The following is a 25,283-nucleotide window of genomic DNA, read 5'->3' on the forward strand; positions in this document are numbered from 1 at the left end:
GCATGATGGACTGCAGGCCATCAGCAATTTAGACGTTTCAGACAAAAGGAGCCCGCATGGGACTGCTGGATAACAAGACTGCCATCGTGACCGGATCCTCGCGCGGAATCGGCGCGGAGGTAGCCAAGAACCTTGCCCACGAGGGCGCCGCCGTCGTGGTGAACTACCGCCAGAAGGCACCGCGCGCCAACAAGGTTGTACAGGGCATCGAAGCCGACGGCGGACGTGCAGTGGCCGTCGGCGCGGACCTCACCACCCAGGAAGGCGTGCAGGCGCTGGCCTCAGCCGCCATGGAGAACTTCGGTTCCCTGGACATCCTGGTGCTGAACGCCTCCGGCGGCATGGAAACGGGGATGGGAGAGGACTACGCACTCAAGCTGAACCGCGACGCCCAGATCAACATGCTCAACGCTGCCGTGCCGCTGATGAAGGAAGGCTCGCGGGTGGTCTTCGTCACCAGCCACCAGGCCCACTTCATCAACACGGTGCCCACCATGGAAGCCTACGAGCCGGTGGCGCGCAGCAAGCGCGCCGGCGAGGACGCCCTGCGCGAACTCATCCCCAACCTGGCCGAGAAGGGCATCACCCTGGTGGTTGTCTCCGGCGACATGATTGAGGGCACCGTCACGGCCACGCTGCTTGACCGCTCCACGCCGGGCGCCATCGAGGCCCGCCGGGCTGAAGCCGGCAAGCTGTACTCGGTGGAGGAGTTCGCGGAGGTTGTGGCCGGCATGGTCACCGCCGACGTCGAGTCCGGCCACACCGAATACGCCGGCGGCGCAGATTACTTCGGCAAGGGCACGAATTAGGCCACTAGCTAGGCCCACGCTGCCCTGCACGATATGGCAGTCGCGGCAATGTCCCTTCCGGACACTGCCGCGGCTGCCATTTCGCGGTTAAGAAAGAGTCAGACGCCGGCGACGTGCCGGACCGCGTCGAGGTACGGCATGTTGACGGCGACGTCCGCCACGGCCCGCACGGCAGGTTTGGCGTTGAACGCGACGCCGATGCCGGCCGCCCCGAGCATGTCCAGGTCGTTGGCTCCGTCGCCCACTGCCACCGTGTGTTCCAGGGCGATGCCCTCGGCGGCTGCCCACTCACGCAGGTACTTTTCCTTGGCCGCCCTGTCCACCACTGCGCCCAGCACCCTGCCCGTCAGCTCGCCGTCGACGATCTCCAGTTCGTTGGCCTGCCAGTAGTCCAGGCCCAGTTCACCGGCAATCGGCTCAAGGATCTGGTTGAACCCGCCGGACACCACGGCTACCACGTGCCCTGCCGCCTTGAAGGCGGCCACGAGTTCGGCGGCTCCCAGGCTCAGCCTCACCTCGTTGCGGACGGAATGGACGACGGCGGCCGGCAGCCCGGCGAGCACGGCCACGCGGGCGTGGAGGCTCTGGGTGAAGTCCAGCTCGCCGCGCATGGCGGCCTCGGTAACGGCCGCCACTTCTTCCCGCTTGCCGGCATAGGCGGCCAGAAGCTCGATGACCTCCTGCTGGATCAGGGTGGAGTCCACGTCCATGATCAGCAGCTTGCGTTCTGCCGACCTGATGCCGGCCGGGACGAGCGCCGTGTCCAGGCCGGCGATGGAGGCTTCGGCAACGGCGTGGCGCAGGGCGGCCAGCCCGGCCGCGGTGGCGTCCGGCAGCTGGAGCTCGGCCACATGGACCTGGTAGCGGCTATCGCCGGAGGAGGCCTCGGACAGCACGGCGACGCCTTGTGCGGTGAGGATGGAACGGAGCTGCTGCAGCCCTGTTGGAGACACATTCAGGCCATAGCTGACCGCAGTCACGTTCGAAGTCATGCCTGCCATCTTAGCCAGCGGGGGAGGGGTCCCTTGAATTCGTTGCACTGCTGCTGGGCGCTGGCAGGCAGGTAATATTATCGCTCACACCTGGAGGAATCATTGATTGAACTGCTCACGCCTCGGGAGATCGACCAGGCCCGCCCCTCGGGCCGCTTCGTGGCGAATACGCTGCGGGATCTGAGGGAGCGAACCGGACCCGGTACGAATCTCCTGGAGATCAACGACTGGGCTGCGGCCATGATCCGTGCGGCGGGAGCCCGCTCCTGCTATGTCGACTATGCTCCCTCGTTCGGGCGCGGGCCCTTCGGGAAAATCATCTGCACGTCCGTCAACGATGCCGTGCTGCACGGACTCCCTCATGACTATGTCCTCCAGGACGGGGACCTGCTGACCCTGGACTTCGCAGCCAGCGTCAATGGGTGGGTCACGGACTCCGCCATCAGCTTCGTCGTGGGGGATTCCGCTGCCCCCGAGGACACCCGCATGATCGAAACAACCGAGAGGGCGTTGGCGGCGGGCATCGGTGCGGCACAGCCCGGGGCGCGCATCGGGGACATCTCCCACGCAATCGGCTCGGTGCTGGAGTCTGCCAAGTACCGGGTCAACACGCAGTTCGGCGGGCACGGCGTTGGAAGCACCATGCACCAGGACCCGCACATTCCGAACACCGGCAGGCCAGGCCGCGGGTACGAGCTCCGCCCCGGCCTGCTCCTGGCAATAGAACCGTGGGTCATGGACGGCACCAGCAAACTTATGACGGCTCCTGACGGCTGGACCCTGTGCAGTTCCAACGGCCGCCGGACCGCCCATTCCGAACACACCATCGCTGTCACCGAATCCGGACCCGTGATCCTCACGCAGCCGGCCTGACGGGCGCCTGGCGAGGCTGCCCAACCAGGGTTTCGCTGTTACCTTGCCCCGGTTATCAGTCGGCCTCTTTTTTGTCCTAGTGTCTACTCCTATGAGTGATGTTCTGGAATTGGCTTCCGTCAGCGTTGTCCGCGGTAAGAAAACCCTGCTGGACAAGATCGACTGGGAAGTCAATGAAGGCGAGCGCTGGGTAATCCTTGGGCCCAACGGTGCCGGCAAGACCACGCTCCTGCAGATCGCGGCCGCGCGCCTGCACCCCAGCAGCGGCAAGGCCGGTATCCTCGACGAAACCCTGGGCCGCACCGACGTCTTCGAGCTCCGCCCGCGCATCGGCCTGTCCTCCGCCGCGCTGGCCACCCAGATCCCGGAACAGGAAAACGTCCTCAACGTGGTGGTCACTGCCGCCTACGGGGTCACCGGCCGCTGGCGTGAGGGGTACGAGCGCGACGACGAGCGGCGGGCTTTCCGCTTGCTCAACGACTGGGGAATGGGCCCGCTCCTCAACAGGACTTTTGCCACCCTGTCCGAAGGTGAGCGCAAGCGTGTACAGATTGCCCGCGCCCTGATGACCGACCCCGAGCTGTTGCTCCTCGACGAACCGGCGGCAGGCCTGGACCTTGGGGGCCGCGAGGAACTCGTCCATAAGCTGGGAGAGCTGGCGCAGGATGAGGACGCACCGGCCATGGTCCTGGTCACCCACCACCTTGAGGAAGTCCCGCCGGGATTCACCCACGCCATGCTGCTGCGCGACGGCGGAGTGGTCGCCGCAGGCCCCATCACGGACGTCCTGACCGCTGAGAACCTCAGCAAAACCTTCGGGCTGGACCTGGACATGAGCGTCAACGCCGGCCGGTACACCGCCGTCGCCCGCCGCTAACAGCGGCAGCGCAGCACCTTGGATCTTCTCAGCAGCATCTTTGTGGCCATCGCCGGCCTCTGGGCCGGCACCATCAACGCCGTGGTGGGTTCCGGCACCCTGGTGACATTCCCCGTCCTGATCGCCCTGGGGGTCGCCCCGGTGGTGGCCTCCATGAGCAACGCCATGGGGCTGGTGTTCGGCACGGCGGCCGGCGCCTTCGGCTACCGCCGTGAACTGAAGGGACGCGGACGCCAGCTGATGCGTCTCCTGCCGGCCTCCCTTCTCGGCGGCATCTCCGGCGCCTGGCTGCTCCTGCACCTGCCGGAGGAGGTCTTCCACTACGTTGCCCCCGTCCTGATCGTCCTGGCCCTCCTGATGGTGGTGTTCCAGCCCAGGCTGCAGGCTTGGGTCCGGTCCCGTGAGGAGAACCCGGAGCACGCTGTGCGCGACAAGCGGCACGGGGTGCTGCTGGTGGTGCTCGTCTATCTGGCCGGTGTCTACGGCGGCTACTTCGTGGCCGCGCAGGGGATCCTGCTGGTGGGCATCCTGGGCATCTTCCTCACCGGCACCATCCAGAACGCCAACGCCATGAAGAACATCCTGGTGCTCGGAGTGAACCTCGTGGCCGCCGTGTCCTACGTGATCTTCGCCTTCGACCGGATCAACTGGCTTGTGGTGCTGCTGATCGCCGTCAGCTCGAGCATCGGCGGACTTCTCGGGGCCAAGGTGGGCCGCCGGCTCTCACCCACGGTGCTGCGCGCAGTGATCCTGCTCCTGGGCCTGGTGGCGCTGGGCTTCATGATCGCAAATCTGCTGAAATAATCACCCGGTGACAATCCACTATCTTGAATCGGCCGCGGACCCCAGAGTCGCCGACTACACGCAGCTCACGGACGTGCACCTGCGCAAGCTGCGTGAACCTGCCGAGGGCATGTACATCGCCGAGTCCTCCCGGGTGCTGCGGCGTGCCCTGGCAGCAGGACACCAGCCGCGCTCGTTCTTCCTGGCGGAGAAGTGGCTCGAGGACCTCCGGGACGTCCTGGATGCCTATCCCCAGGTCCCTGCCTTCATCGGCAGCGCGGACCTGCTGGAGGACATTACCGGCTTTCACCTCCACCGGGGCGCCATGGCCGCCATGCAGCGCCCGGCGCCCGTGCCGCTGCCGGAACTGCTGGCCGGGGCACGCAGGGTGGCTGTCCTGGAGGACATCGTGGACCACACCAATGTGGGCGCCATCTTCCGGTCGGCCGCCGCGCTGGACATCGATGCCGTCCTGGTCTCTCCCCGCTGCGGGGACCCCCTCTACCGGCGGAGCGTCCGGGTGAGCATGGGCACGGTGTTCCAGGTGCCGTGGGCCCGGCTCACCAGCTGGCCGGAGGACCTGCACCTGCTGAAGGACCACGGCTTCACCGTAGCGGCGCTGGAGCTCACCGACGACGCCCAGGACGTGGATGCCGTCGCCGCCCGGAACCCCGGGAAGCTTGCCCTGGTGCTCGGCACCGAGGGTGCCGGGATGAGCGCCGGGACACTCGCCGCCGTCGATATCGCCGTGAAAATACCCATGCGCAACGGCGTGGATTCCCTGAATGTCGCAGCCGCATCAGCTGTGGCCTTCTGGGAGCTGCGGCCCCGGAACTAGGGGTGTAGCCAGCCAGGAGGTTGGTTCGCGGGCATCCGCGTTCTTACGCTATTATTGACAGCTGGCTGTAGTGCGCCCCCGGGCGACGCTGCTGACCATCCCATTCATACCTGGCAGCTGGCAAAATCCAGTTGTGCGAACAAAGGTCCAATTATGAAGTCTGATATCCACCCGAAGTACGAAGCTGTTGTTTTCAACGACCTGGCTTCCGGCACGAAGTTCCTGACCAAGTCCACCGTTTCCTCCTCGAAGACCATCGAATGGGAAGACGGCAACACCTACCCGGTCATCGATGTCGAAATCTCCTCCGAGTCGCACCCGTTCTACACGGGCAAGCAGCGCATCATGGACTCCGCAGGCCGCGTCGAGCGCTTCAACGCTCGCTTCAAGGGCTTCGGCGGCAAGAAGTAACGCACTTCCGCAAGGTTCTTTTGGGAAAGCCCGCACCGGCAAACGGTGCGGGCTTTCTGCGTCCCGGCCCGCTGTTACAGGCATCCGGCACTTCTGGGGGAGGATGGATGGCATGAGCACCACACCCTCTTCAGCAGGCCACTCCATCTCCCGCCGCCACGGTGAATACAAAGTGCCCGGCGGCAAGCTTGTGGTGGTGGACCTGGACGTTGTTGACGGCCGCCTCGCCAACGTCAACCTCAGCGGCGACTTCTTCCTGGAACCGGACGAGGCCCTCCTGGACATCAACCGGGGGCTCACGGGGCTGCCGGACACCACGACGGCGGCCGAGCTTGCCGCCGTCGTGTCCTCTTCGCTGCCGGCCGGCGCCGCCCTGTTCGGCTTCTCCGCGGAGGCCGTCGCCATCGCCGTCCGCCGTGCCCTGGCCAAGGCAACCTCCTGGGCGGACCACCACTGGAACCTCATCGCACCCACCGTCCTGCCCACAGAAATCAACGTGGCCCTGGACGAGGTCCTCACCGAGGAGGTCGGCGCGGGACGCCGCCACCCCACCCTGCGGTTTTGGGACTGGCAGGAGCCGTCAACGGTGATTGGCAGCTTCCAGTCCTACCGCAACGAGGTGGACCCCGGCGGCGTGGCGAAGCACGGCATCAAGGTTGTCCGGCGCATCAGCGGCGGGGGAGCGATGTTCATGGAGGCCGGCAACTGCATCACGTACTCGCTGTACCTGCCGCAGACCCTCGTGGACGGACTCAGCTTCGCGGACTCCTATCCCTTCCTGGACGCGTGGGTCATGGCCGCACTGGAAAAGCTTGGCATCAACGCCTTCTACGTGCCCCTGAACGACATCGCCACGGACCAGGGCAAGATCGGCGGGGCCGCGCAGAAGCGGCTCGCCAACGGCGGCATGCTGCACCACGTCACCATGAGCTACGACATCGACGCCGACAAAATGGTGGACGTGCTGCGGATCGGCAAGGAAAAGCTCTCGGACAAGGGGACCCGCAGCGCCAAGAAACGGGTGGACCCGCTCCGGCGCCAGACCGGACTGGCCCGCGCAGCCATCATCGCCGCGATGGCGGATGTTTTCACCGACCGGTACGGCGCCACGCCATCAGAGCTGACGGAGGGCGAGCTTGCCACCGCCCGGGAGCGCGTCGGCACCAAGTTCGGCACCGCCGAGTGGCTCCACCGCGTCCCCTGAGCCCATCCATTGTCCCTGCCGGCCCCTAACCTCGCAAGTTCGGCCAGGGAACCCTGCCGGCATGGGCCCACCTACTGTCGTTTTGGGGGTTCGAAACGGCACTTAGGGAGCAAACGATGGTGAATTCACGACGGCGGCCTGCGCCGTCAGTGCCCGCAGCAGGTGGCTGCGCTGCTCCACAATGATGCGCTGCAGGGCGCGGGGCGCGTCTGCATTGCCAGCCAACCATTCGTCCGTGCGCCGGATGGTGGGGTGCGCTGCCGGGTCGGTGCCCTCGGCCAGGTCCTGGGCCAGCGGGTAGAGGCCCCGGACAATCCGGCTGGCGATCTCGATGCTGCGGTTCTCCCATATGCTGCGCAGGCACCCGAAATAGGGCTCCACGTACGGCTCCAGCCGATCCGCAGGCGCCGTCATGAACCCGCTGATGGTGGCGCTGAGCAGTTGGTTGGAGAGCCCGTTCCCGTCCACTGCCGCTTTCCACGCTGCTGCCTTGGCCTCCGGGTCCGGACGGGCGGCGAGGGCTGTGGCATGGCCGGCGCGTCCGGACGCCGTGGTGTCACGGGCGAGTTCGGCGTCCAGTTCCTCCACTGCCGCCTGGCCGTTGGCTGCCAGGGCATGCCAGAGGTGCCAGCGCAGCTCGGCATCCACGGCCAGGCCGTCCACTGGTGCCGTGCCGTCAAGGAGCCCACGCAGCCGGGGCAGCATGGCATCATCGTGCCGGCTGGTGCTGGCGAGGGTCCGGGCCCAGGCCAGCTGCTGGTCGGAGCCGGGTGCGGCCCTGTCCAGTTCCGCCGCTGCCGCTGCCAGGAACGTGGACCGCAGCGCAGCACGTTCGCCGGTCGGCGTGTAGCGTTCGACGGCGGTGCCTGCGTTGTCGAGGATGTTCAGCAGGACGCCGATTCCTGTTTCGGCCGGACCAAACGCAACCACGGCTTCGACGTACCGCGCCGCCGGGCTTTCCCCGTCCCGGGCCGAGTTCCAGAGCGCCGTCCAGCAGAGCGCACGGGCCATGGGGTCCCCGATCCGGTCCAGGGACGAACGGACAGTTGCCTCGGACGCCGGGTCCAGCCGCACCTTGGCGTAGGTGAGGTCGTCATCGTTGACCAGCAGGAGCGCGGGCCGGGGCTTGCCGGCGAGCTGGGGGAGTTCCGTACGGGCCCCGGCCACATCCGTTTCGAAACTGGCGGTGCGCACCAGGGCCCCGCCGCCGTCGAAATTATAGGACCCAACGCGCAGCCGGTGCGGCCGAAGCTCCTCCCGTCCTGTGACCGGGTCCGTGGCTGCCTGGACGATGGCCGCCCTGCCCAGCACGCCGTCGTCGTCCGCGCCCGGTACAGCTTCGCCGGGCACAATCCTTCCCGGCACAATCTCCAGGGACAGCGTGGAGATGCCCGAGGTCTGCAGCCACTGCTGCGCCCAGCCGGCCAGGTCCCGCCCTGAGGAGGCACTCAATGCGGCCAGCAGGTCGTCAAGCGTCGTGTTGCCGTACGCGTGCTTGCGGAAGTAGTCGCGGGAGCCGCTGATAAAGGCCTCGAACCCGACGTAGGCCACCAGCTGCTTCAGCACAGAGGCGCCCTTGGCGTAGGTGATGCCGTCGAAGTTCTGTTTGGCGGCTTCAAGGTCCGGGATGTCCGCAACGATCGGGTGGGTGGTGGGCAGCTGGTCCTGGACATAGGCCCAGGCCTTGCGCTTGTTGGCGAAGTTCACCCACGCGGTGTCCCAGTCCGTGGCGCGGTCCACGCCCAGGGTGCCCATGTAGTCGGCGAAGGATTCCTTGAGCCACAAGTCGTCCCACCACTGCATGGTGACCAGGTCGCCGAACCACATGTGCGCCATCTCGTGCATCAGGGTATTGGCGCGCCCCTGGTACTGGGCGTCCGTGGCGCGCGAGGTGAACACGTAGCTCTCGGTGAACGTCACCAGACCGGGGTTCTCCATGGCACCAAGGTTGTATTCGGGGACGAAAGCCTGGTCGTACTTGCCCCAGGGATAGGGGTAGTCGAACAGCCGGTTGAAGAAGTCCAGGCCGTTCTTCGTCAGCTGGAAAAGCTGGTCTGTGTCGAAAGACTCTGCCATCGACGCCCGGCAGTACAGGGCGAGCGGCACGTCCAGGGAGGTGCCGTCGTCGAGCGTTGCCTGCCAGCGGTCCTCGGCCCTGAAGTACGGGCCGGCCAGCACGGTGGTGATGTAGGTGGACATCCGGCCGGTGGTGGCGAAGTCCCACCGGGCGGCAGAGGGGTCGCCGCTGAGGAGGGTGCGGGCAGCCTCCCCGCCGTTGGAGGCCACCTGCCAGCCGGCCGGTGCGGTCACGTGAAAGGTGAAGGAGGCCTTGAGGTCAGGCTGTTCGAAGTTGGCGAAGACCCGGCGGGCGTCGGCGGGCTCGTACTGCGTGTAGAGGTAGCACTGGCCGTCTGCCGGATCGAAGAAGCGGTGCATGCCTTCGCCGGAGCGGCTGTACAGGGCAGTGCCGGTGACGGCCACCTGGTTTTCGGACTGCAGGTTGTCCAGCCTGATCCTGGCGCCGTCCGACACGTCCTCCACGCGCAGTTCCTTCCCGTTGAGGACAACACTGTGGACCTCGCCGATGAAGTCCAGAAATGTTGATGCCCCCGGCTGCGAGGCCGTGAAGGTGATAATGCTGCATGTCGGATAGCCCGCCACTTCCGGATCGGCCGCCTCCCGCACGTCCAGGGAGACGTCGTAACCGGTGGTGCTGATCAGGGCTGAACGGTGGGCGGCTTCGTCGCGCTGCAGATTCTCATGTGACACCCAGCTATCTAATCACGTGGTTATCCGGCGATCAGCAGGGCCGCCGCCAGCCCCAGGACGGCGATCAGGAACCACGACGCCAGTGCCGCCAGCAGTGCCCGCCCGCCTGTATGCAGGAGCGTCCGGATCCTGACGGCGGACCCCAGGCCGAAGAGCGCGGCGCCCAGCAGGATGTCCTGCAGTGCCGCCCCCGCCTCAAGCCAGCCTTCAGCCAGCCAGCCGGTTGAGCGGAGGCCCACCATCGCCACGAAGCCCAGGACGAACAGCGGCACCACCGGCGGGAGTTTCGCGTTGTCGCGGTCCGCGGCGTTCCCTGCCCGCGGCGCGAACCGGTGGTGCGCACCGGCCAGTGCCGCCACCGGCGCCAGCAGGAGTACCCGGGTGAGCTTAACCACGACGGCGATGCCCAGTGCCGCCGTCCCTGCGGTTTGCGCCGTGGCCACCACCTGGCCCACATCGTGCACTGAGGCACCCGTCCAGGCGCCGAACACGGGCGCGCTGAGTTGGAGGGGATGGACCAGCAGGGGCAGGACGCCGATGGCAAGGGTCCCGCAAAGCGTTACGAGCGCCACCGGCAGGACCGTGTCCACGTGCCGGATCCGGCGGACGGCGGCCATGGCGCCGATGGCGGAGGCACCGCAGATCGAGAAGCCGGTGGCCACCAGCAGCGAGGTGACCGGCGGCAGCCGGAACAGCCGGGAGATCAGGTAGGTGCCGCCAAAGCTGGCCGCCACCACGGCGACGATCAGGACCAGCGCCAGCCAGCCCAGTCCCAGCACGTCCATGATGCTGACTTTCAGGCCAAGCAGAACGATGCCGCCGCGCATGAGGTGCTTCCCCGCGAAGTCCAATCCCGGCCGCGCCCTGCCGGCGGTCCATACCCCGGACGCGGGAAGGTTGGCGGCCAGGACGCCCAGCACCACTGCCAGCGTCATTGCGGGAAGCGCGGGAACCAGCCGGTGAACCAGGAACGCAGCCGCCAGGGCAACGGCCGCTGTGGCCAGCCCAGGGAGGAGCCTCCCGGGCCGTCCGGGCAGGTCCGGACCGGGCTCGCGGAAGGATCTGGGGACTGGCACTCACCTACTGTGCCGGAAAAGAGGCGCAATGCACGAACCAGGGCATCCCCGCCAACACGCCAGAATGGACGGCAGTAATGAATTCGAAACAAAAAGATGGTTGGCTATTGGACATGTCAGACCTATTCCAGGATTACTCCGTGGCCGCCGGCCGGTCCGGAGCCTACGACGAGATGTTCGCTCCCGGGCAACAGGCCCGGGACTCGTACGGGCAGGTGGCGGACGCCCTCCGCAAGCTCTCCCTTGCTGACGTGAGCGCCCGCGCAGATTCCATGGCGCGTACCTTCCTGGACCGCGGTGTGACCTTCGACTTTGCGGGGGAGGAGCGCCCCTTCCCGCTGGACATCGTTCCCCGGGTCATTCCGGCGGGGGAGTGGGACGTGCTGGAACGCGGCGTGGCCCAGCGCGTCCGCGCGCTGGAGGCCTTCCTCAACGATGTGTACGACAAGATGACCGTCGTTGCCGATGGCGTGATCCCCCGGCAGCTGGTCACCACCAGCGCGCACTTCCACCGGCAGGTCCACGGGTTCGAACCGGCGGGCGGCGTCCGTGTCCACATCTCCGGCATTGACGTTGTCCGCGACGCTGCCGGGACCTTCCGCGTGCTTGAGGACAATGTCCGCGTTCCCTCCGGCGTGAGCTACGTCCTGGAGAACCGCCGGGCCATGGCCAAGGGCCTGCCTGAGGCGTTCGGCCAGCAGCTCATCCGGCCGGTCGAGGAATACCCCCGCCGCCTGCTCTCCGCCCTGCGCAAGACCGCACCCTCCGGCGTCGACGATCCCACCGTGGTGGTCCTCACCCCCGGCGTGTTCAACAGCGCCTACTTCGAGCACACCCTCCTCGCGGGCCTCATGGGCGTGGAACTCGTGGAAGGCCGCGACCTCATCTGCCGCGGTAACCGTGTCTACATGCGCACCACGGCCGGCGAACAGCGCGTGGACGTCATCTACAAGCGGATCGATGACGATTTCCTGGACCCGCTGCAGTTCCGTTCAGATTCCATGCTCGGTTGCCCGGGCCTGGTCAACGCCGCCCGGGCAGGCGGCGTGACCATCGCCAACGCCGTGGGCAACGGCGTCGCGGACGACAAACTGGTCTACAGTTACGTCCCTGACCTCATCCGCTACTACCTCAGCGAGGAACCCGTCATCGCCAACGTGGACACGTACCGCCTGGAGGAGAAGGAAGCCCGCGAATACACCCTGGACAACCTGGCCGAGCTGGTGGTCAAGCCGGTGGACGGCTCCGGCGGCAAGGGCCTGGTCATCGGACCGGACGCGTCCAGGGACGAACTCGATGCACTCCGCCAGCGGATCATCGCCGATCCCCGCGGCTGGATTGCCCAGCCGGTGCTGCAGCTCTCCACGGTCCCCACGCTGAGCGGGGACAAATTCGGCCCCCGCCACGTGGACCTGCGGCCCTTCGCAGTAAACGACGGCGACAACGTCTGGGTGCTCCCGGGCGGGCTGACGCGCGTGGCGCTCAAGGAGGGGTCGCTGATCGTGAATTCCAGCCAGGGCGGCGGATCGAAGGACACCTGGGTCCTGGCCGATTCACCCCAGGTGCCGGTGGAAACCGTGCCCCGGCCCTCCATCTCCGTCCGGGAACGCGTCTCGGTATGGCCGGTGGAGAGCAACTGGCGGGACCGCCAGTCGGAGCAGCAGCAGTGAGCCGGGCCGTGACCTGGCAGTCTTCTTTTCCAGTTTCGGGCACGCAGGAGGTAGCCGCGAATGCTTAGCCGTATTGCCGAGTCCCTATTCTGGATCGGCCGTTATGTGGAGCGGGCGGACGGCACAGCCCGTATCCTCGACGTCCACCTCGAACGGCTCAACCACCTGCCCATGGACGAGCGCAAAAGCGTGGCCCAGGAACTCCTGGCCGTCATGGGCGCACGCCCGCAGAGCGAGGACTTCGGCCTGCCCGAGCTTCTCCACGCCCTTGCCTATGACAAGACCAGCGCCACCTCCATCGCAGGGTCCCTGGGGGCCGCGCGGGAGAACGCCCGGCGCGCCCGGGAAACTGTCTCCTCCGGCCTGTGGGAGAGCCTGAACACCACCTACTACGGGCTCAGCCAGCACCGCAAGGACGTGGTGGGCACCTACCGGTTCTGCAACTGGACGCTGGAACGGACCGCCATGGTCAGCGGCCTGGCGGACACCACCGTCAGCCATGACGAAAGCTGGCTCTTCCTGGTGCTGGGCCGGTCCCTGGAACGCGCGGACATGACCGCCCGCATGCTCTCCACCCGGGACGTGCTCTCCGCCGGGATGTCCTGGGTCAACATGCTCCGCTGCGCCGGTGCGTACGAGTCCTTCCTGCGTACCCGCCGTGCCGCCTTCGGCGACCAGCACGCCGCCGAGTTCCTGCTGCTGGACCGGCTCTTCCCGAGGTCTATCGTCTACGCCCTGAGGGACGCAGACGAGTGCCTGGCCAAGCTGGATCCCTCCGCCCAGCGGGTGGGGTTCATCAACGACGCGCGGCGGATCGTAGGCCAGGCGCGGACCTTCCTTGAGTTCCACCGGACGGATGACCTGATGTCCGAGCTCCCTGAGCACATGGAGCGCGTGCAGAAAGCCGTGGCGCAGGCGTCGGACGCCATTTCCCGTAAGTACTTCAATCAGGCGGATGAACTGGCCTGGGTGGGAGAAGTTTCATGACCCGGCTGAGCATCGTCCACAAGACGGCCTACAAGTACAACAAGCGGGTCACCCTGTCCTACAACGAGGCCCGGATGACCCCGCTCACCGATTCCCAGCAGGTGGTGCTGGAATCGGTGGTCAAGGTTTCGCCGTCGCAGGCCGCCGTCAGCACCTACCGCGACTATTGGGGCACCCGGGTCACGGCGTTCGACATGCAGATGCCGCACGACCACCTCGAGGTCGTTTCCAACATCACGGTGGAAGTCCACCGTGCCGAGAAGATCCCGGCCGAGGCGGACATTGCCGGCTGGGACGTCCTGGCCTCACCGGAAACCCTCAACACGTTCAGCGACTGGCTCCCGCAGTCCAGGCTCAGCGGCCCGGGGGACGAAGTCCTGGGCATCATTCCCGGAGTCGTGGCAGGGAAGAACCCGCACGAGGCCGCCATGGCCGTGTTTGAGTGGATGCGCGGCGAGATGACCTACATGTCCGGTTCAACCGCGGTGACCACCAACGCGGAGGAGGCATGGGGCCAGCGCCAGGGTGTCTGCCAGGACCTGGCACACCTGGCGATCGGTGCGCTGCGCAGCTGCGGTATCCCGGCACGCTACGTGTCCGGCTACCTGCACCCGCGGTCCAGTGCCGGCATCGGCGAGACAGTGGCGGGGCAGTCGCATGCCTGGCTGGAGTTCTGGGACGGCGACTGGCGCAGCTGGGACCCCACCAACCACAAGCCCGCCGGCGACTTCCACGTCACCGTGGCCCGGGGGCGGGACTACCGTGACGTGCCGCCGCTGAAGGGCATCCTGTCCGGCGGTGGCGGTTCCGCGCTGAGCGTCAGCGTGGAGATCACCCAGCTCGCCTGACCGGCAGCCGTGTGGAGCCGCGCGCTTGTTTACGGCTTCTGGGGGAGTTCCTAACTTTCCAATACGGGGCCGCCCGGCCGCCCGCCGATGATCCTCGTGGTGACGGTGGCCGGGCCGCTTACCGCACACACCCCGTCTGGGCTGTTGCCACAGGACCGTCTTTAGGGCCCTGTATGGAGGACCGAGCCGCCAAGGTTCTTTTGGATGAGCTTCGGGTCCTCGCTGACCACTGTCCAGTTCTTGCCCACGTTGATCGCGCGTTGCCCAACCGGCCTCCAGAAATCCAGCTGCGCCGCCAGATAAACGTCGTCGGTGTAGATCGCAAGGTAGGTAAACTCGCTGCAGCTTGCGGAGGTGGCGGAGAATTTGGAAGGAGGGGTGTCCAGAACCAGTTCCTGGCATAGCAGGCCAGCGGATTCCACAGCCTCCCGCAAGTCGTCTATCGACTCATAAGTTCCGCCATCCTCCGGCGGCCGCGTGGGTTCGGAACCTGAGCATGATGCCAAGGAGAAGGCGAGAATGACTGCGGCAGTGCCCATAGCGGTTCGGTTCATATCTGGTCCCCATTTCAGAAATCGTCCGCGCTGTCCCAGCCTAACCGGCCCAGGCACCCGCCGCGGCCAAGAATGGCCTTCCCCGCCGGGTCGAGCGACGGCGTACCTGATGGCGCAGCTGAAGCACCGGTTCCCCTGGATCAATAAGTCATTGATTGTTGTCTGCGTAGGGGTCACTTTGGGCACGAGGCTGCGCAGACGAAGGGCTGCGACCGGGTCGTCCCAGGCCTCATTTACGCCAGGATTATGAGTGGGGCGATAGCATGGGATGGTAGCACTGTCCGATGCCCGCGGCGGCGGCAAGGCGTAGCTCCAGGCTCGTCTGAGGTGGCGCAGGTATCGCGCCTAAAGCTGTCGAAGGATGTCCGATGACGATTCTCGATCCTGCCAGGTCCGACCAGTTCCGCACAGCGGCGCAGCATGCTTCATTCCACGTGCCCACGGCGCGCCGCGACGAGTTGGCCACTCACGTTCTGGACGCCATGCGCGGCCAACACTACGACAGTGCCGCAGCGGTCGCAGTCCTTGATGGTGACCAACTGCTCGGTCTGGTCACCATCGAGAAGCTGTTCGCCGCCCCGCCTGCCACTCCGATGAGCCTGCTGATGGACGCCAACCCTCCGGCTGTCGCGTCCTCAACCGTGCAGGAGCATGCGGCCTGGAAAGCCGTCCACCACAATGAGCCGACCCTCGCCGTCATTGATGATGGCCGGTTCGGCGGTCTCATACCCGCCAACGCGATGCTTGAGGTGCTGCTGACTGAGCATGACGAGGACATGGTGCGTCTAGGCGGATTCCTGCGCTCTGCATCGCCCGCTCAGCTGACGACGGTGGAGCCGCTGCTGCGTCGCCTATGGCATCGACTTCCATGGCTGGGTGTTGGGCTCTTCGGTGCGTTGCTCGCGGCCGGGGTGGTGGGCAACTTTGAGGCCGATCTGGCTGAGCACGTCCTCATCGCTTTCTTTGTCCCCGGCGTGGTTTATCTCGCCGACGCGATCGGAACACAGACGGAAGCGCTTGTCATTCGAGGCCTTTCGCTTGGTGTAGGCGTGCGGCGAATCATTGGCCGCGAGATCGCCACTGGTGTGATTCTGGGTCTGCTCCTTGGAGGGGTGTCACTGCTCGTTGTGGGATTGATCTGGCAGGACTGGGCCGTGGCCCTGGCGGTCGCTCTCTCGCTGCTGGCTGCCGCTTCAATCGCTACCGTCATCGCCCTGGTTCTGCCCTGGGTAATCAGCAGGCTGGGCCAGGACCCGGCCTTCGGTTCCGGGCCCCTCGCCACGGTGGTACAGGACATCCTGACTGTGACGATCTACCTTGCTGTTGCCTCCGCCCTCGTGGGCTGACTGCCCGCAGCCGCGTCCGGCACCAAAGTTCGCGCCAGTACCAGGCAGGGCTCAGCCACCGGCAGGTGAGGCCGCGGCAGGTGTGCACTCCGGCCGTGGCGGTGCGGGGTTTTACTCCTGGGCAGTCTTGATGGCGCCGCTGAGCTGGGTCCACCAGGTCATGGGTTCCGTCACCCTGAAGCGGCGGCCCGTGATGGTGTCCGGGGTGATGCGGACGAACACGTCCTTCTTGCCCGCCTGCCACGGGAAGAGGAAGAGCTGGGTGGTCTCCAGGACCTGCTCCGTGCCGGTGACGACGGCGGCCGTCCCCTTCACCACCACGCTCCAGGCCAGCCCGGTGTCAGGATCCACTCCGTCGGCTTCCACGGCCACCGCAGCGTCTTCCGAGGCTCCGGAGAGCTTGGTTCCTTCGCTCGTGCGGAACACCAGGGTGCCGCCGTCCACCGTGTAATTGATGGGGAAGATATCCGGCCGGCCCGAGACCAGGACGGCCAGCCTGCCGACGGACACGTTCCGGAGCATGGCCCAGCACTCGTGGTGTTCAAGATTCTGCACTTCAGATATCGGTTCGCCGCTCATGCCGCGAGCTTACCCTCACCAGGGGCTGGGTTTGTAGTCCTTGAGGAACACACCGTACTGGTCCTCGCCGTTCTCGCCCATGACGATGGGATCGTAGACGCGGGCGGCGCCGTCCACAAGGTCCAGGGGTGCGTGGAAGCCTTCCTCCATGAGCCTGACCTTGGTGAAGTGCGGACGCTCGTCGGTAATCCAGCCCGTGTCCACGGCAGTCATCAGGATGCCGTCGGTGTCCAGCATCTCCTGGGCGCTGGTGCGCGTCATCATGTTGAGCGCCGCCTTGGCCATATTGGTGTGCGGGTGGCCGGGGCCCTTGTAGGCGCGGGAGAACTGGCCTTCCATCGCGGAGACGTTCACGATGTACTTGCGTCGGGCAGTGGAGCGCTTCATGGCGGCGCGCAGACGGCTGACCAGCAGGAAGGGTGCCGTGACGTTGCAGAGCTGCACCTCCAGCATTTCCAGCGGGTCAACCTCGTCCACCACCTGGGTCCAGCTGTTGATCGTAGCCAGGTCCGGAACCAGGCCGCCGGCGTCGATGGCCGTCCCGGACGCGATCCGCTCCAGTGATGCGGAACCGGTGGACAGCGCCAGGGACGTGATCGCGTCTCCGGCCAGCACAGGGTGCTCGGTGACGCTGCTGGCCAGCGCCAGGGGGTGCTTGTCATGCGCGTGGCCGAACGTCACCAGTTCCGGGCCGCCGTTCGCCTGCTCCAGGGCTGCCGGCAGGGGCTCATCCTCGGCGTCCACCAACGGCTTGTAGGCATTGCCGGAACGGCGGACGGTCTGGGCGGCATTGTTGATGATGATGTCCAGCGGCCCGGCCTCGGAAAGAGAGTCCGTCAGGGCCATGACCTGGGCAGGATCCCGCAGGTCTATGCCCACGATACGGAGCCGGTGCAGCCACTCGCCACTGTCCTCCATCGCGGCAAAGCGGCGGGCGGCATCCTTGGGGAAGCGGGTGGTGATGGTGGTGTGGGCACCGTCGCGCAGCAGCCGAAGGGCGATGTACATGCCGATCTTGGCCCGTCCGCCGGTCAGCAGGGCGCGGCGCCCGGTCAGGTCTGTCCGGGCGTCCCGCTTGCTGTGGCTGAACGCGGCACACTCCGGGCACAGCTGGTGGTAGAAAGCGTCCACCTGCGTGTAGTGCTGCTTGCAGATGTAGCACGGACGCGACCGGATGAGGTGTCCTGCAACTGCGCCCGTGGCCGAGGTGGCCAGCTTGTTGCCGCGGGTCTCGTCGTCGATCCGGTCGGGAGCGGCGGTGGCGGTCTGGGCGAGCACTGCCCGGTCTGCCTCGGAAATCAGGTCACGCTTGGTCACGCGCCGGTGCCGCTTGACGGCCTTGAACATCTTCCCGGTGGCGCGCCGCACCGAGATGTAGTCCGGGTGCTCCTCGTCATAGGCGTGGATGGTGTTCAGGACCTTGAGGCAGGCCTGGATTTCCTCAGGGGTCAGATCGGGGGAGCTCATTGTACCGATTTTACAGCCTGGGACACTGCCGGCCGCACCTTTGGAGGCGGGCCGGCCCGGGGGTCAGGTGCTAGATCCTGGCGCCCGGTGCAGCGTCGGCAGCAGCCGCAGCGTGCGTCTCGGCAACCCTGTCCACCGATTCCTGCAGGTCGGGGTGGTGGCCTGCGGCCGCCTTGACCGCATTCGGGACAAGGTGGAGGTTCCGCGCGGCAAGCTGCCGCTCGTCGTCAGTGGGTTCGGGAACGGTCTGCCCCTTGGCGAGGACCGTGATGCCGGACTCGGTGACCTTGAAGCCGCGGGCACGGTCCAGGTCGGCGTCCAGTCCGATCGCCGCTCCCGCGGGCACCTTGACGTTCTTGTCGATGATGGCCCGGTTAACAACGGCGCCCTCGCCGATCTGAACCTTGTCCATCAGGACGGAGTCGATAACCCGGCTGCTGGTGGCCACGTAGACGTCGTTGGACAGGACAGAGCCCTCCACGATGCCGCCGGAAATCACCACGCCGCTGGAAACGATCGAATCCAGCGCGGTGCCCACCGTGTTGTTCTGGCCGCGCACGAACTTTGCCGGCGGGGAGATGCTCTGCCTCGTGTAGATGGGCCACTCGGAGTTGTAGAGGTTGAACACCGGCAGCGGGGAAATGAGGTCCATGTGCGCGTCGTAGAAGGAGTCGATGGTGCCCACATCCCGCCAGTAGGTGCGGTCACGCTCGGTGGAGCCGGGGATGTCGTTGAGGGTGAAGTCGTACACGTCGGCCTCGCCCTGGTTGACGAAGTAGGGGATGATGTCCCCGCCCATGTCGTGCTTGGTGTCCAGCCGCTCGGCGTCGACGTGGAGCGCGGCCACCAAAGCGTCGGCGTCAAAGACGTAGTTGCCCATGGAGGCCAGGAACTGCGAGGGATCGGCGGCGAGGCCCGGAGTGCTGGAGGGCTTCTCCACGAACGCTGAAATCTTCTGCGGGTTGTCCTGGTCCACCTCGATGACGCCGAACTGGTCCGCCATGTGCAGCGGCTGCCGGACGGCGGCGACCGTTGCCTTGGCGCCGCTGTTGACGTGCTGCTCCACCATCTGGGCGAAGTCCATGCGGTAGACGTGGTCGGCTCCGACCACCACCACGATGTCCGGGTTGGCGTCATGAATGAGGTTCAGGGACTGGTAGATGGCGTTGGCGCTGCCCAGGAACCAGCTCTTGCCCACACGCTGCTGCGCCGGCACCGAGGCGACGTAGTTGCCCAGCTGGGTGGACATGCGCCAGGTCTCCGAGATGTGGCGGTCAAGGCTGTGCGACTTGTACTGCGTCAGTACAACAATCTGCAGGTAGCGGGAATTCACCAGGTTGGACAGCGCAAAGTCGATCAGGCGGTAGCTCCCGGCGAAGGGTACAGCAGGTTTGGCCCGGTCTGCCGTCAGTGGCATCAGTCTGTTTCCCTCGCCACCCGCGAGGACAATGGCCAGGACTTTTTTGTTCAACGGCATGATGGTCGCTCCTGTACGCCTTCGTAACTCCCCAAGACAGTCCGGTACGCCCGGACCCCTTCACACTAGAACAGTTAAGCGGGAAGGACTACCTTGGGTCTTGTGCGAATAGACATTGTGACCAAAGAGTTCCCGCCGGAGATCTACGGTGGCGCCGGAGTCCACGTGGCCGAATTGAGCAGGGTGCTTAGTAAGCATGTTGACCTGCAGGTTCGTGCTTTTGGGGCTCCCCGCGATACCGACTATCATGGCGCCACCGTAACGTCCTACCAGGTGCCGGAGGACCTTGGCGGAGCCAACGCCGCGGTCCAGACCCTCGGTGTGGACCTGCGGATTGTGCCGGACGTGGAAGGCGCGGACCTGGTCCATTCGCACACCTGGTACGCCAACATGGCAGGGCACCTGGCATCCCTGCTGCACGGTATCCCGCATGTCCTGAGCGCCCACAGCCTGGAGCCGCTGCGGCCCTGGAAGGCGGAGCAGCTCGGTGGCGGGTACGCGCTCTCGTCCTGGGTGGAGAAGACGGCGTACGAGGCGGCGGCAGCCATCATCGCGGTGTCGGAGGGCATGCGCCAGGACATCCTGCGCAGCTACCCGGACGTCGATCCCGCAAAGGTCCGGGTGGTCCACAACGGCATCGATGTCGACATGTGGCAACGTGACGAAAATGACGACGCCGTCCGCGCCCTGGGCATTGACCCCGCGAAGCCCAGCGTGGTCTTTGTGGGCAGGAACACGCGCCAGAAGGGCGTCCCCTACCTCCTCCGCGCAGCGGCCAAGCTGCCGGCCGATGTTCAGCTGGTCCTGTGCCTGGGCGCCGCTGACACTCCCGAACTGGCTGCCGAAACGGCACGGCTTATCGAGGAACTGCAAAGCCAGCGGACCGGCGTGGTGCTCATCGAGCGGATGCTGCCGCGCCACGAGCTCATCCAGGTGCTCAGCCACGCGACTGCCTTCGCCTGCCCCTCCATCTACGAGCCGCTGGGCATCGTCAACCTGGAGGCCATGGCCTGCGGCGCAGCGGTGGTTGCCAGCGCCACCGGCGGAATTCCGGAGGTTGTGGAGCACGGCCAGACCGGCCTCCTGGTTGACCTCGAGCAGGTCACCGACGGCACCGGAACGCCCCTCGATCCTGAAAAATTCGTGAACGAGTTCGCGGCAGCCCTCACCGAGGTGGTCTCCGACCCGGAGCGCGCCCGCGCCATGGGCCAGGCGGGCCGGCTGCGTGCCGAGAAGCACTTCTCCTGGGAATCCATCACGGAAACCACGCTCGAGGTGTACCGCTCCGTGCTCCCGGGCCGGAGCTAGCGAAGCTATGTGAAGGACGCTTCATGACGACGACGGCGCCGCTTCCCCCTCGAGGGGAGCGGCGCCGTCGTCGTTCATGGCGCCAGGGGACGGTCAGTTCCGCTTGGCCGCGGCGGTCCTGGCGAGCAGCACCTTCTCGTCCACCGGTGCCTGGCCGCTGGCCCGCTGGCTGCGGAAGTAGGCCCGCGCCTCGTCCTGCCGTTCCTTCTCGGCGCCCGTGGCCACGGCTGCGCGCACATGGTCATCGCCGTAACCGAACGCTTCCACGAGGTCCAGGGCGTGCGGCCGGATCTTCACCAGCAGCCTGTTGATGTACTCGCCCACCGTGCGGCCCCGCTGCATGGAGAGACGCCCGTTCATGAGGTACCAGGACAGGTTCTTCTCGATCAGCGACAGGCCGAAAAGGTCCCGCAGCCAGGTCAGGACCAGCCTGGTCCCGGGATCCTCAACCTCGCGGAGCGCGTCCGTGAAGGCCTCCCACTGCAGGAGCTCGGCGTGCGCCTGCGCGGCGTCGATGAGCTCGTTCTGGTGCCGGTTGAAGAGCGCGGCGCCCTTCTCCTGGGAGAGCCGGTTGCTGCCCCGGAGCGAGCCCGCCGCCTCCGCCACCATGGTCTGCACCCGGTCAGTGAGCAGCGCACGCTGGCCCTCCTCGTCGCGGAGGGCGATGGCAGCCCGCTGCACCGAACCGGTGTCGGCCATGAACTGGGCAACCTGGCGCAGGCCCGTCCGGTGGATCGCGGCGCCCGTGGCCTGGCCCACCACGTAGCGGGCCAGGACTCCGAAGTCCACGTTCCGGAACTCCTTGGCGTAATCAGCCAGGAGGCGCTTGGCCACCAGCTGCAGCAGTACCGTGTTGTCACCCTCGAACGTGGCGTAGACGTCCAGGTCTGCCCGCAATGACGCGAAGCGGTTTTCGATCAGGAAGCCGGCGCCGCCGCAGGCTTCCCGGCATTCCTGCAGCGTGTCCAGCGCGTGCCAGGTGCTCAGGGCCTTCAGGGCGGCAGCCAGGGTTTCCAGGTCCTGGCGGTCCTCGTCCGTGTCGTGGGCGCCGGAGAAGACGTCGTCGAATTTCTCCAGCAGCTGTTCGTGGGCGAACCCGGCGGCATAGGTGGTTGCAAGCCGCGTGAACAGGCGCCGCTGGTGCCGCTGGTAGTCGAGAAGGACTTCCTCGTCGGTGTGTGAGGAGGCATTGAACTGGCGGCGTTCCGTGGCGTAGCCGATGGCCGCCTTCAGAGCCACTTTGGATGCCGCCACCGCAGCGCCGTCCAGCGATACCCGTCCCTGGACCAGTGTGCCGAGCATGGTGAAGAACCGGCGGCCGGGGCTGGCAATGGGCGACGAATAGGTTCCGTCGGCAGCAACGTCTCCGTAGCGGTTGAGGAGGTTTGTCCGGGGGATCCGGACGTTGGTGAAGTGCAGCCGGCCGTTGTCGATGCCGTTGAGCCCGCCCTTGATGCCGTCGTCCTCGCCCCCGATTCCCGGCAGGAACTTCTTGGTCTCCGGATCCCTGAGGTCCACGTAGAAGGCATGGACACCATGGTTTACTCCGCGGGTGACCAGCTGGGCGAACACCACGGCGCCCAGTCCGTCGGTGGCTGCATTGCCGATGTAATCCTTCCAGGCGGCGCGGAAGGGGGTGTGCACCACGAACTCCTCCGTGGACGGGTCATAGGTGGCGGTGGTCGCAATGCTGGCCACGTCCGAGCCGTGTCCCGTTTCGGTCATGGCGAAGCAGCCGGGAATGTCCAGGTTCATGATGCCCGGCAGCCACCTGGCGTGGTGGCCGGCAGTGCCGAGGTGCATGACGGCAGAGCCGAAAAGTCCCCACTGTACCCCGGCCTTGATCTGGAGCGAGGGATCGGCCACCACCAGCTCCTCGAAGCCGGCGATGTTGCCGCCGTGGTCGTCGGAACCGCCCAGCGCTTCCGGGAAGGCGCGGTGGACGGCTTCATTCTCCACCAGGTACCGCAACTGTCCGAACACCCGTTTCCGGTGCTCGGTGTGCGTCAGGCCCTCGATCTTGTGGAGCTCGGGGCGGGCTGCAAGCTCCCGGGCCTGGAGCCGGACATCGGCCCATTTGCCCAGCAGTTGCCGGCCCAGTGCTTCCACGTCGACGGCGGGCTGGGCCCGGGACGGGCCAGGCGCCGGTTTGGCGGCGACGGGGCGCTGCCCCTTGCCGGCTGGACGGTCCACTACTTCAGTCATGTCAATGTCCTTCGTTGGTGCTGACAGTGCTTGTGGTTACGGGTAGTTGCTTACATTGGCTGCGGGTCGTGTCTTGCCTGGCGGGCAGTGCGGGGTCATCCGCGTGCCGAGGTTGAGAGTTCGGGGGCGATGCCTACGCACAGCCAGGCTGTGATCTGCCGTGCCATCGCCTCCTGGCCGGGCTTGGCAGGGGAGTCCGGAGTGCTCAGCCATTGTTCCCCGGCGTTCCGCACCATTCCGATAGCCGCCTTGGGCCAGTAGCCGATCACTGCCTGCTTGCCGTCGCCCAGGTGCGATCTCATGGGGGTGGCAATCATGTCGGCCACGGCGTCAAAGAAATGTCCGAGCGCCCCGGACACTGCACCCGAGGAACCCTCCGGGTCGCCGCTGCCGTACCGGGTGACGAACGTGTAGACGTTCGGGCTGGTGTCCGCCATCTGGAGGTAGGCGGAGACCATGGCCAGGAGGCCTTCGCGCGGAGTGTCCGCGTTCTGGGCGGCTTCCTGGATCCGGCGCTGCATCTGGCTCAGGACAACTTCGCCCACGGCCTGCTGAAGCCCGGCCTTGTCACCGAAATAGCGGTAGAAAACGGACTTCGAGGTGCCGGCTGCGGCAGCGATCTCTTCCATGGAGGCGTCGCTGCCCAGCACGTGCACTGCACGCCGTGCAGACTTGATCAGCTCCCTGCGGCGTTCCTCCCGGTGGTTCTGCCAGCGCGAAGAGCGCCCGTCAGGGCTGCCGGGTGCAGGCGGCACGGCCGGGCCGTTGTCGTGGTTGTTCACGATACCCAGCGTATCAGGTACGCTGGGTATCGGTAACCGCACGTGACCCGAGGAGATATCCATGTCCATTGACGGACAGTCCACCGCTGGACCCGAAGAAGCAGGCAGCCCGACTGCAGGAACCCCTGGCCTCCGCAAGGCAGTGATCGTCGGAGGAAACCGGATTCCGTTTGCCCGCGCCGGCAGTGCCTACGCAAAGTCCTCCAACCTGGACATGCTGACCGCGGCACTGGACGGGCTCATCGCCCGGTTCGGACTGCAGGATGAGCGCATCGGGGAAGTGGCCGCCGGTGCGGTCCTCAAGCACTCCAGGGACTTCAATCTCACCCGTGAAGCCGTGCTGGGCTCCGCGCTCTCCGCCGAGACCCCGGCCTACGACCTGCAGCAGGCCTGTGCCACCGGCCTGGAGACCGTGGTGGGCCTGGCGAACAAGATCAAGCTGGGACAGATCGACTCAGCAGTGGCCGGCGGCGTGGATTCCGCTTCGGATGCTCCCGTGGTGGTCAGCGAGGGCCTTCGCGAAGTGATCCTGGACCTCAGCCGGGCAAAGACGCTGCCGCAGCGGCTGCAGATCCTCGGCCGGCTGCGGCCCAAGGACCTGGCCCCGCTGGCTCCCGGGACGGCCGAGCCCCGAACCGGCCTGTCCATGGGGGAGCACCAGGCCCTCACCACGGCACAGTGGAAGATTTCGCGTGAGGCCCAGGACGAGCTGGCCTACAACAGCCACCGGAACCTCGCGGCCGCTTACCAGGCCGGGTTCTTCGATGACCTCATTACGCCGTACCGGGGCCTGGCGCGCGACGGCAACCTCCGCGCCGATACGTCGCTCGAAAAGCTCGCTACCCTCAAGCCGGTCTTCGGCAAGAACCTCGGTGCCGACGCCACCATGACGGCCGGCAACTCCACGCCGCTGACGGACGGGGCCTCAACGGTCCTGCTGGCTTCCGAGTCCTGGGCAGACGCCCATGACCTGCCCAAGCTCGCGGCAGTGGTAGATGCCGAGGCTGCCGCCGTCGACTTTGTCCACGGCAAAGACGGCCTGCTCATGGCTCCCGTGTTCGCCGTGCCCAGGCTGCTGGCCCGGCAAAGCCTCACGCTTGCTGACATCGACTACTTCGAGATCCACGAAGCCTTTGCCGCCACGGTCCTCAGCACTCTGGCGGCCTGGGAGGACGAGGAATTCGGCCGGACCCGTCTTGGCCTGGACGGCGCCTTGGGCAGCGTCGACCGTTCGCGCCTGAACGTCAACGGCTCGTCCCTGGCCGCCGGCCATCCTTTCGCCGCCACCGGCGGCCGGATTGTGGCTTCGCTGGCCAAGCAGCTCCACGCCAAAGGCAGGACGGACGGACGGCCCGCACGGGGCCTGGTCTCCGTCTGCGCCGCCGGCGGCCAGGGCGTCGTCGCCATTCTCGAATCGCTGTAGGGGAC

The 25,283-nt window shown here is 66.5% G+C and carries 22 protein-coding genes; 13 read left to right on the forward strand and 9 right to left on the reverse strand.

Translation table 11 applies throughout. The annotated features are described in order from the left end of the window. Positions 1 to 56 precede the first annotated feature (56 nt). Positions 57 to 809: an SDR family oxidoreductase gene (locus AC4BCK_RS10090; protein WP_251420129.1), complete on the forward strand. Its 753-nt coding sequence runs from the start codon at positions 57 to 59 to the stop codon at positions 807 to 809. A 98-nt stretch (positions 810 to 907) separates the two neighbouring features. Here AC4BCK_RS10090 and serB read toward each other — a convergent pair whose 3' ends face one another. Next, on the reverse strand, positions 908 to 1,801 hold the full coding sequence (gene serB / locus AC4BCK_RS10095) for a phosphoserine phosphatase SerB (protein WP_364273308.1): 894 nt from the start codon (positions 1,799 to 1,801) through the stop codon (positions 908 to 910). 102 nt (positions 1,802 to 1,903) lie between these two features. On the opposite strand from serB, the gene map reads away from it, so the two are divergent. The 6 genes from map to lplAB all read left to right on the forward strand — a co-directional run bounded on the left by map (position 1,904) and on the right by lplAB (position 6,787). After that, entirely contained in the window at positions 1,904 to 2,674 is a 771-nt protein-coding gene (map, locus tag AC4BCK_RS10100; RefSeq protein ID WP_490566878.1) for a type I methionyl aminopeptidase, read from the forward strand. 91 nt (positions 2,675 to 2,765) lie between these two features. Next, positions 2,766 to 3,551 carry an ABC transporter ATP-binding protein gene (locus tag AC4BCK_RS10105; protein WP_066275729.1) on the forward strand — a complete coding sequence of 262 codons (786 nt, stop codon included), beginning with the start codon at positions 2,766 to 2,768 and terminating at the stop codon, positions 3,549 to 3,551. 18 nt (positions 3,552 to 3,569) lie between these two features. After that, positions 3,570 to 4,355 (forward strand): sulfite exporter TauE/SafE family protein, encoded by a 786-nt coding sequence (locus AC4BCK_RS10110; RefSeq protein WP_174174520.1) that lies wholly within the window; start codon positions 3,570 to 3,572, stop codon positions 4,353 to 4,355. 7 nt (positions 4,356 to 4,362) lie between these two features. Beyond that, positions 4,363 to 5,172 (forward strand): TrmH family RNA methyltransferase, encoded by an 810-nt coding sequence (locus tag AC4BCK_RS10115; RefSeq protein WP_251420126.1) that lies wholly within the window; start codon positions 4,363 to 4,365, stop codon positions 5,170 to 5,172. 153 nt (positions 5,173 to 5,325) lie between these two features. Continuing rightward, positions 5,326 to 5,583, forward strand: a complete 258-nt coding sequence (locus AC4BCK_RS10120) for a type B 50S ribosomal protein L31 (RefSeq protein WP_066275740.1) — start codon at positions 5,326 to 5,328, stop codon at positions 5,581 to 5,583. Between the two features lie 112 nt (positions 5,584 to 5,695). Beyond that, positions 5,696 to 6,787, forward strand: a complete 1,092-nt coding sequence (gene lplAB, locus AC4BCK_RS10125) for a lipoate-protein ligase LplAB (protein WP_174174516.1) — start codon at positions 5,696 to 5,698, stop codon at positions 6,785 to 6,787. A 102-nt stretch (positions 6,788 to 6,889) separates the two neighbouring features. On the opposite strand, the gene pepN is transcribed toward lplAB, so the two are convergent. Then, a complete protein-coding gene (gene pepN, locus AC4BCK_RS10130; protein WP_490566879.1) occupies positions 6,890 to 9,556 on the reverse strand; it encodes an aminopeptidase N in 2,667 nt (888 codons plus the stop codon). Positions 9,557 to 9,576: 20 nt separating this feature from the next. Then, the gene (locus AC4BCK_RS10135) at positions 9,577 to 10,632 is read right to left on the reverse strand and encodes a YeiH family protein (protein ID WP_374724843.1); all 1,056 of its coding nucleotides are present in this window, start codon (positions 10,630 to 10,632) and stop codon (positions 9,577 to 9,579) included. Between the two features lie 113 nt (positions 10,633 to 10,745). Between AC4BCK_RS10135 and AC4BCK_RS10140 the strand changes: the two genes are divergently transcribed. Genes AC4BCK_RS10140 through AC4BCK_RS10150 form a run of 3 tightly spaced genes read left to right on the forward strand, consistent with a single transcriptional unit; the run spans position 10,746 to position 14,137 of the window. Next, on the forward strand, positions 10,746 to 12,302 hold the full coding sequence (locus AC4BCK_RS10140; protein WP_490566880.1) for a circularly permuted type 2 ATP-grasp protein: 1,557 nt from the start codon (positions 10,746 to 10,748) through the stop codon (positions 12,300 to 12,302). 60 nt (positions 12,303 to 12,362) lie between these two features. After that, positions 12,363 to 13,289 carry an alpha-E domain-containing protein gene (locus AC4BCK_RS10145; protein ID WP_066275749.1) on the forward strand — a complete coding sequence of 309 codons (927 nt, stop codon included), beginning with the start codon at positions 12,363 to 12,365 and terminating at the stop codon, positions 13,287 to 13,289. Continuing rightward, entirely contained in the window at positions 13,286 to 14,137 is an 852-nt protein-coding gene (locus AC4BCK_RS10150) for a transglutaminase family protein (RefSeq protein WP_174174509.1), read from the forward strand. The genes AC4BCK_RS10145 and AC4BCK_RS10150 overlap by 4 nt, the downstream gene beginning before the upstream one ends. A gap of 161 nt (positions 14,138 to 14,298) precedes the next feature. Here the strand turns inward: AC4BCK_RS10150 and AC4BCK_RS10155 are convergent, their stop codons facing one another. Continuing rightward, positions 14,299 to 14,691, reverse strand: a complete 393-nt coding sequence (locus tag AC4BCK_RS10155) for a hypothetical protein (RefSeq protein ID WP_251420124.1) — start codon at positions 14,689 to 14,691, stop codon at positions 14,299 to 14,301. 368 nt (positions 14,692 to 15,059) lie between these two features. Here AC4BCK_RS10155 and AC4BCK_RS10160 point away from each other — a divergent pair, with 368 nt between their 5' ends. Continuing rightward, entirely contained in the window at positions 15,060 to 16,037 is a 978-nt protein-coding gene (locus tag AC4BCK_RS10160; protein ID WP_363935932.1) for a magnesium transporter, read from the forward strand. A 111-nt stretch (positions 16,038 to 16,148) separates the two neighbouring features. Here the strand turns inward: AC4BCK_RS10160 and AC4BCK_RS10165 are convergent, their stop codons facing one another. The 3 genes from AC4BCK_RS10165 to glgC form a co-directional block, all read right to left on the reverse strand. After that, the gene (locus tag AC4BCK_RS10165) at positions 16,149 to 16,616 is read right to left on the reverse strand and encodes a pyridoxamine 5'-phosphate oxidase family protein (RefSeq protein ID WP_104187199.1); all 468 of its coding nucleotides are present in this window, start codon (positions 16,614 to 16,616) and stop codon (positions 16,149 to 16,151) included. A 15-nt stretch (positions 16,617 to 16,631) separates the two neighbouring features. Then, positions 16,632 to 18,083 carry an SDR family NAD(P)-dependent oxidoreductase gene (locus AC4BCK_RS10170; RefSeq protein ID WP_174174502.1) on the reverse strand — a complete coding sequence of 484 codons (1,452 nt, stop codon included), beginning with the start codon at positions 18,081 to 18,083 and terminating at the stop codon, positions 16,632 to 16,634. Between the two features lie 70 nt (positions 18,084 to 18,153). Beyond that, positions 18,154 to 19,560 carry a glucose-1-phosphate adenylyltransferase gene (gene glgC / locus AC4BCK_RS10175; protein WP_174174500.1) on the reverse strand — a complete coding sequence of 469 codons (1,407 nt, stop codon included), beginning with the start codon at positions 19,558 to 19,560 and terminating at the stop codon, positions 18,154 to 18,156. 102 nt (positions 19,561 to 19,662) lie between these two features. On the opposite strand from glgC, the gene glgA reads away from it, so the two are divergent. Then, positions 19,663 to 20,868, forward strand: coding sequence for a glycogen synthase (gene glgA / locus AC4BCK_RS10180; protein WP_490566881.1), 1,206 nt, complete (start codon positions 19,663 to 19,665; stop codon positions 20,866 to 20,868). Between the two features lie 93 nt (positions 20,869 to 20,961). On the opposite strand, the gene AC4BCK_RS10185 is transcribed toward glgA, so the two are convergent. Together AC4BCK_RS10185 and AC4BCK_RS10190 are read right to left on the reverse strand one after the other, a co-directional pair. Beyond that, positions 20,962 to 23,073: an acyl-CoA dehydrogenase family protein gene (locus AC4BCK_RS10185; protein WP_366278203.1), complete on the reverse strand. Its 2,112-nt coding sequence runs from the start codon at positions 23,071 to 23,073 to the stop codon at positions 20,962 to 20,964. Between the two features lie 95 nt (positions 23,074 to 23,168). Beyond that, positions 23,169 to 23,918, reverse strand: a complete 750-nt coding sequence (locus AC4BCK_RS10190; RefSeq protein ID WP_490566905.1) for a TetR family transcriptional regulator — start codon at positions 23,916 to 23,918, stop codon at positions 23,169 to 23,171. Between AC4BCK_RS10190 and AC4BCK_RS10195 the strand changes: the two genes are divergently transcribed. Further along, positions 23,917 to 25,278, forward strand: a complete 1,362-nt coding sequence (locus tag AC4BCK_RS10195) for an acetyl-CoA C-acetyltransferase (RefSeq protein ID WP_490566882.1) — start codon at positions 23,917 to 23,919, stop codon at positions 25,276 to 25,278. The two genes, AC4BCK_RS10190 and AC4BCK_RS10195, sit on opposite strands and share 2 nt — an antisense overlap. The last annotated feature ends 5 nt before the right edge of the window (positions 25,279 to 25,283 follow it).

The organism is Pseudarthrobacter sp. As-47, from assembly GCF_058215595.1.

Coding starts and splice junctions, on each gene's coding strand:
- AC4BCK_RS10140 (WP_490566880.1), top strand. CDS start 10,746: ATGTCAGACCTATTCCAGGATTACTCCGTGGCCGCCGGCCGGTCCGGA.
- AC4BCK_RS10195 (WP_490566882.1), top strand. CDS start 23,917: ATGTCCATTGACGGACAGTCCACCGCTGGACCCGAAGAAGCAGGCAGC.
- AC4BCK_RS10190 (WP_490566905.1), bottom strand. CDS start 23,918: ATGGATATCTCCTCGGGTCACGTGCGGTTACCGATACCCAGCGTACCT.
- AC4BCK_RS10120 (WP_066275740.1), top strand. CDS start 5,326: ATGAAGTCTGATATCCACCCGAAGTACGAAGCTGTTGTTTTCAACGAC.
- serB (WP_364273308.1), bottom strand. CDS start 1,801: ATGACTTCGAACGTGACTGCGGTCAGCTATGGCCTGAATGTGTCTCCA.
- glgC (WP_174174500.1), bottom strand. CDS start 19,560: ATGCCGTTGAACAAAAAAGTCCTGGCCATTGTCCTCGCGGGTGGCGAG.
- AC4BCK_RS10160 (WP_363935932.1), top strand. CDS start 15,060: ATGACGATTCTCGATCCTGCCAGGTCCGACCAGTTCCGCACAGCGGCG.
- AC4BCK_RS10165 (WP_104187199.1), bottom strand. CDS start 16,616: ATGAGCGGCGAACCGATATCTGAAGTGCAGAATCTTGAACACCACGAG.
- AC4BCK_RS10185 (WP_366278203.1), bottom strand. CDS start 23,073: ATGACTGAAGTAGTGGACCGTCCAGCCGGCAAGGGGCAGCGCCCCGTC.
- lplAB (WP_174174516.1), top strand. CDS start 5,696: ATGAGCACCACACCCTCTTCAGCAGGCCACTCCATCTCCCGCCGCCAC.
- AC4BCK_RS10090 (WP_251420129.1), top strand. CDS start 57: ATGGGACTGCTGGATAACAAGACTGCCATCGTGACCGGATCCTCGCGC.
- AC4BCK_RS10145 (WP_066275749.1), top strand. CDS start 12,363: ATGCTTAGCCGTATTGCCGAGTCCCTATTCTGGATCGGCCGTTATGTG.
- AC4BCK_RS10105 (WP_066275729.1), top strand. CDS start 2,766: ATGAGTGATGTTCTGGAATTGGCTTCCGTCAGCGTTGTCCGCGGTAAG.
- AC4BCK_RS10150 (WP_174174509.1), top strand. CDS start 13,286: ATGACCCGGCTGAGCATCGTCCACAAGACGGCCTACAAGTACAACAAG.
- AC4BCK_RS10170 (WP_174174502.1), bottom strand. CDS start 18,083: ATGAGCTCCCCCGATCTGACCCCTGAGGAAATCCAGGCCTGCCTCAAG.
- AC4BCK_RS10155 (WP_251420124.1), bottom strand. CDS start 14,691: ATGAACCGAACCGCTATGGGCACTGCCGCAGTCATTCTCGCCTTCTCC.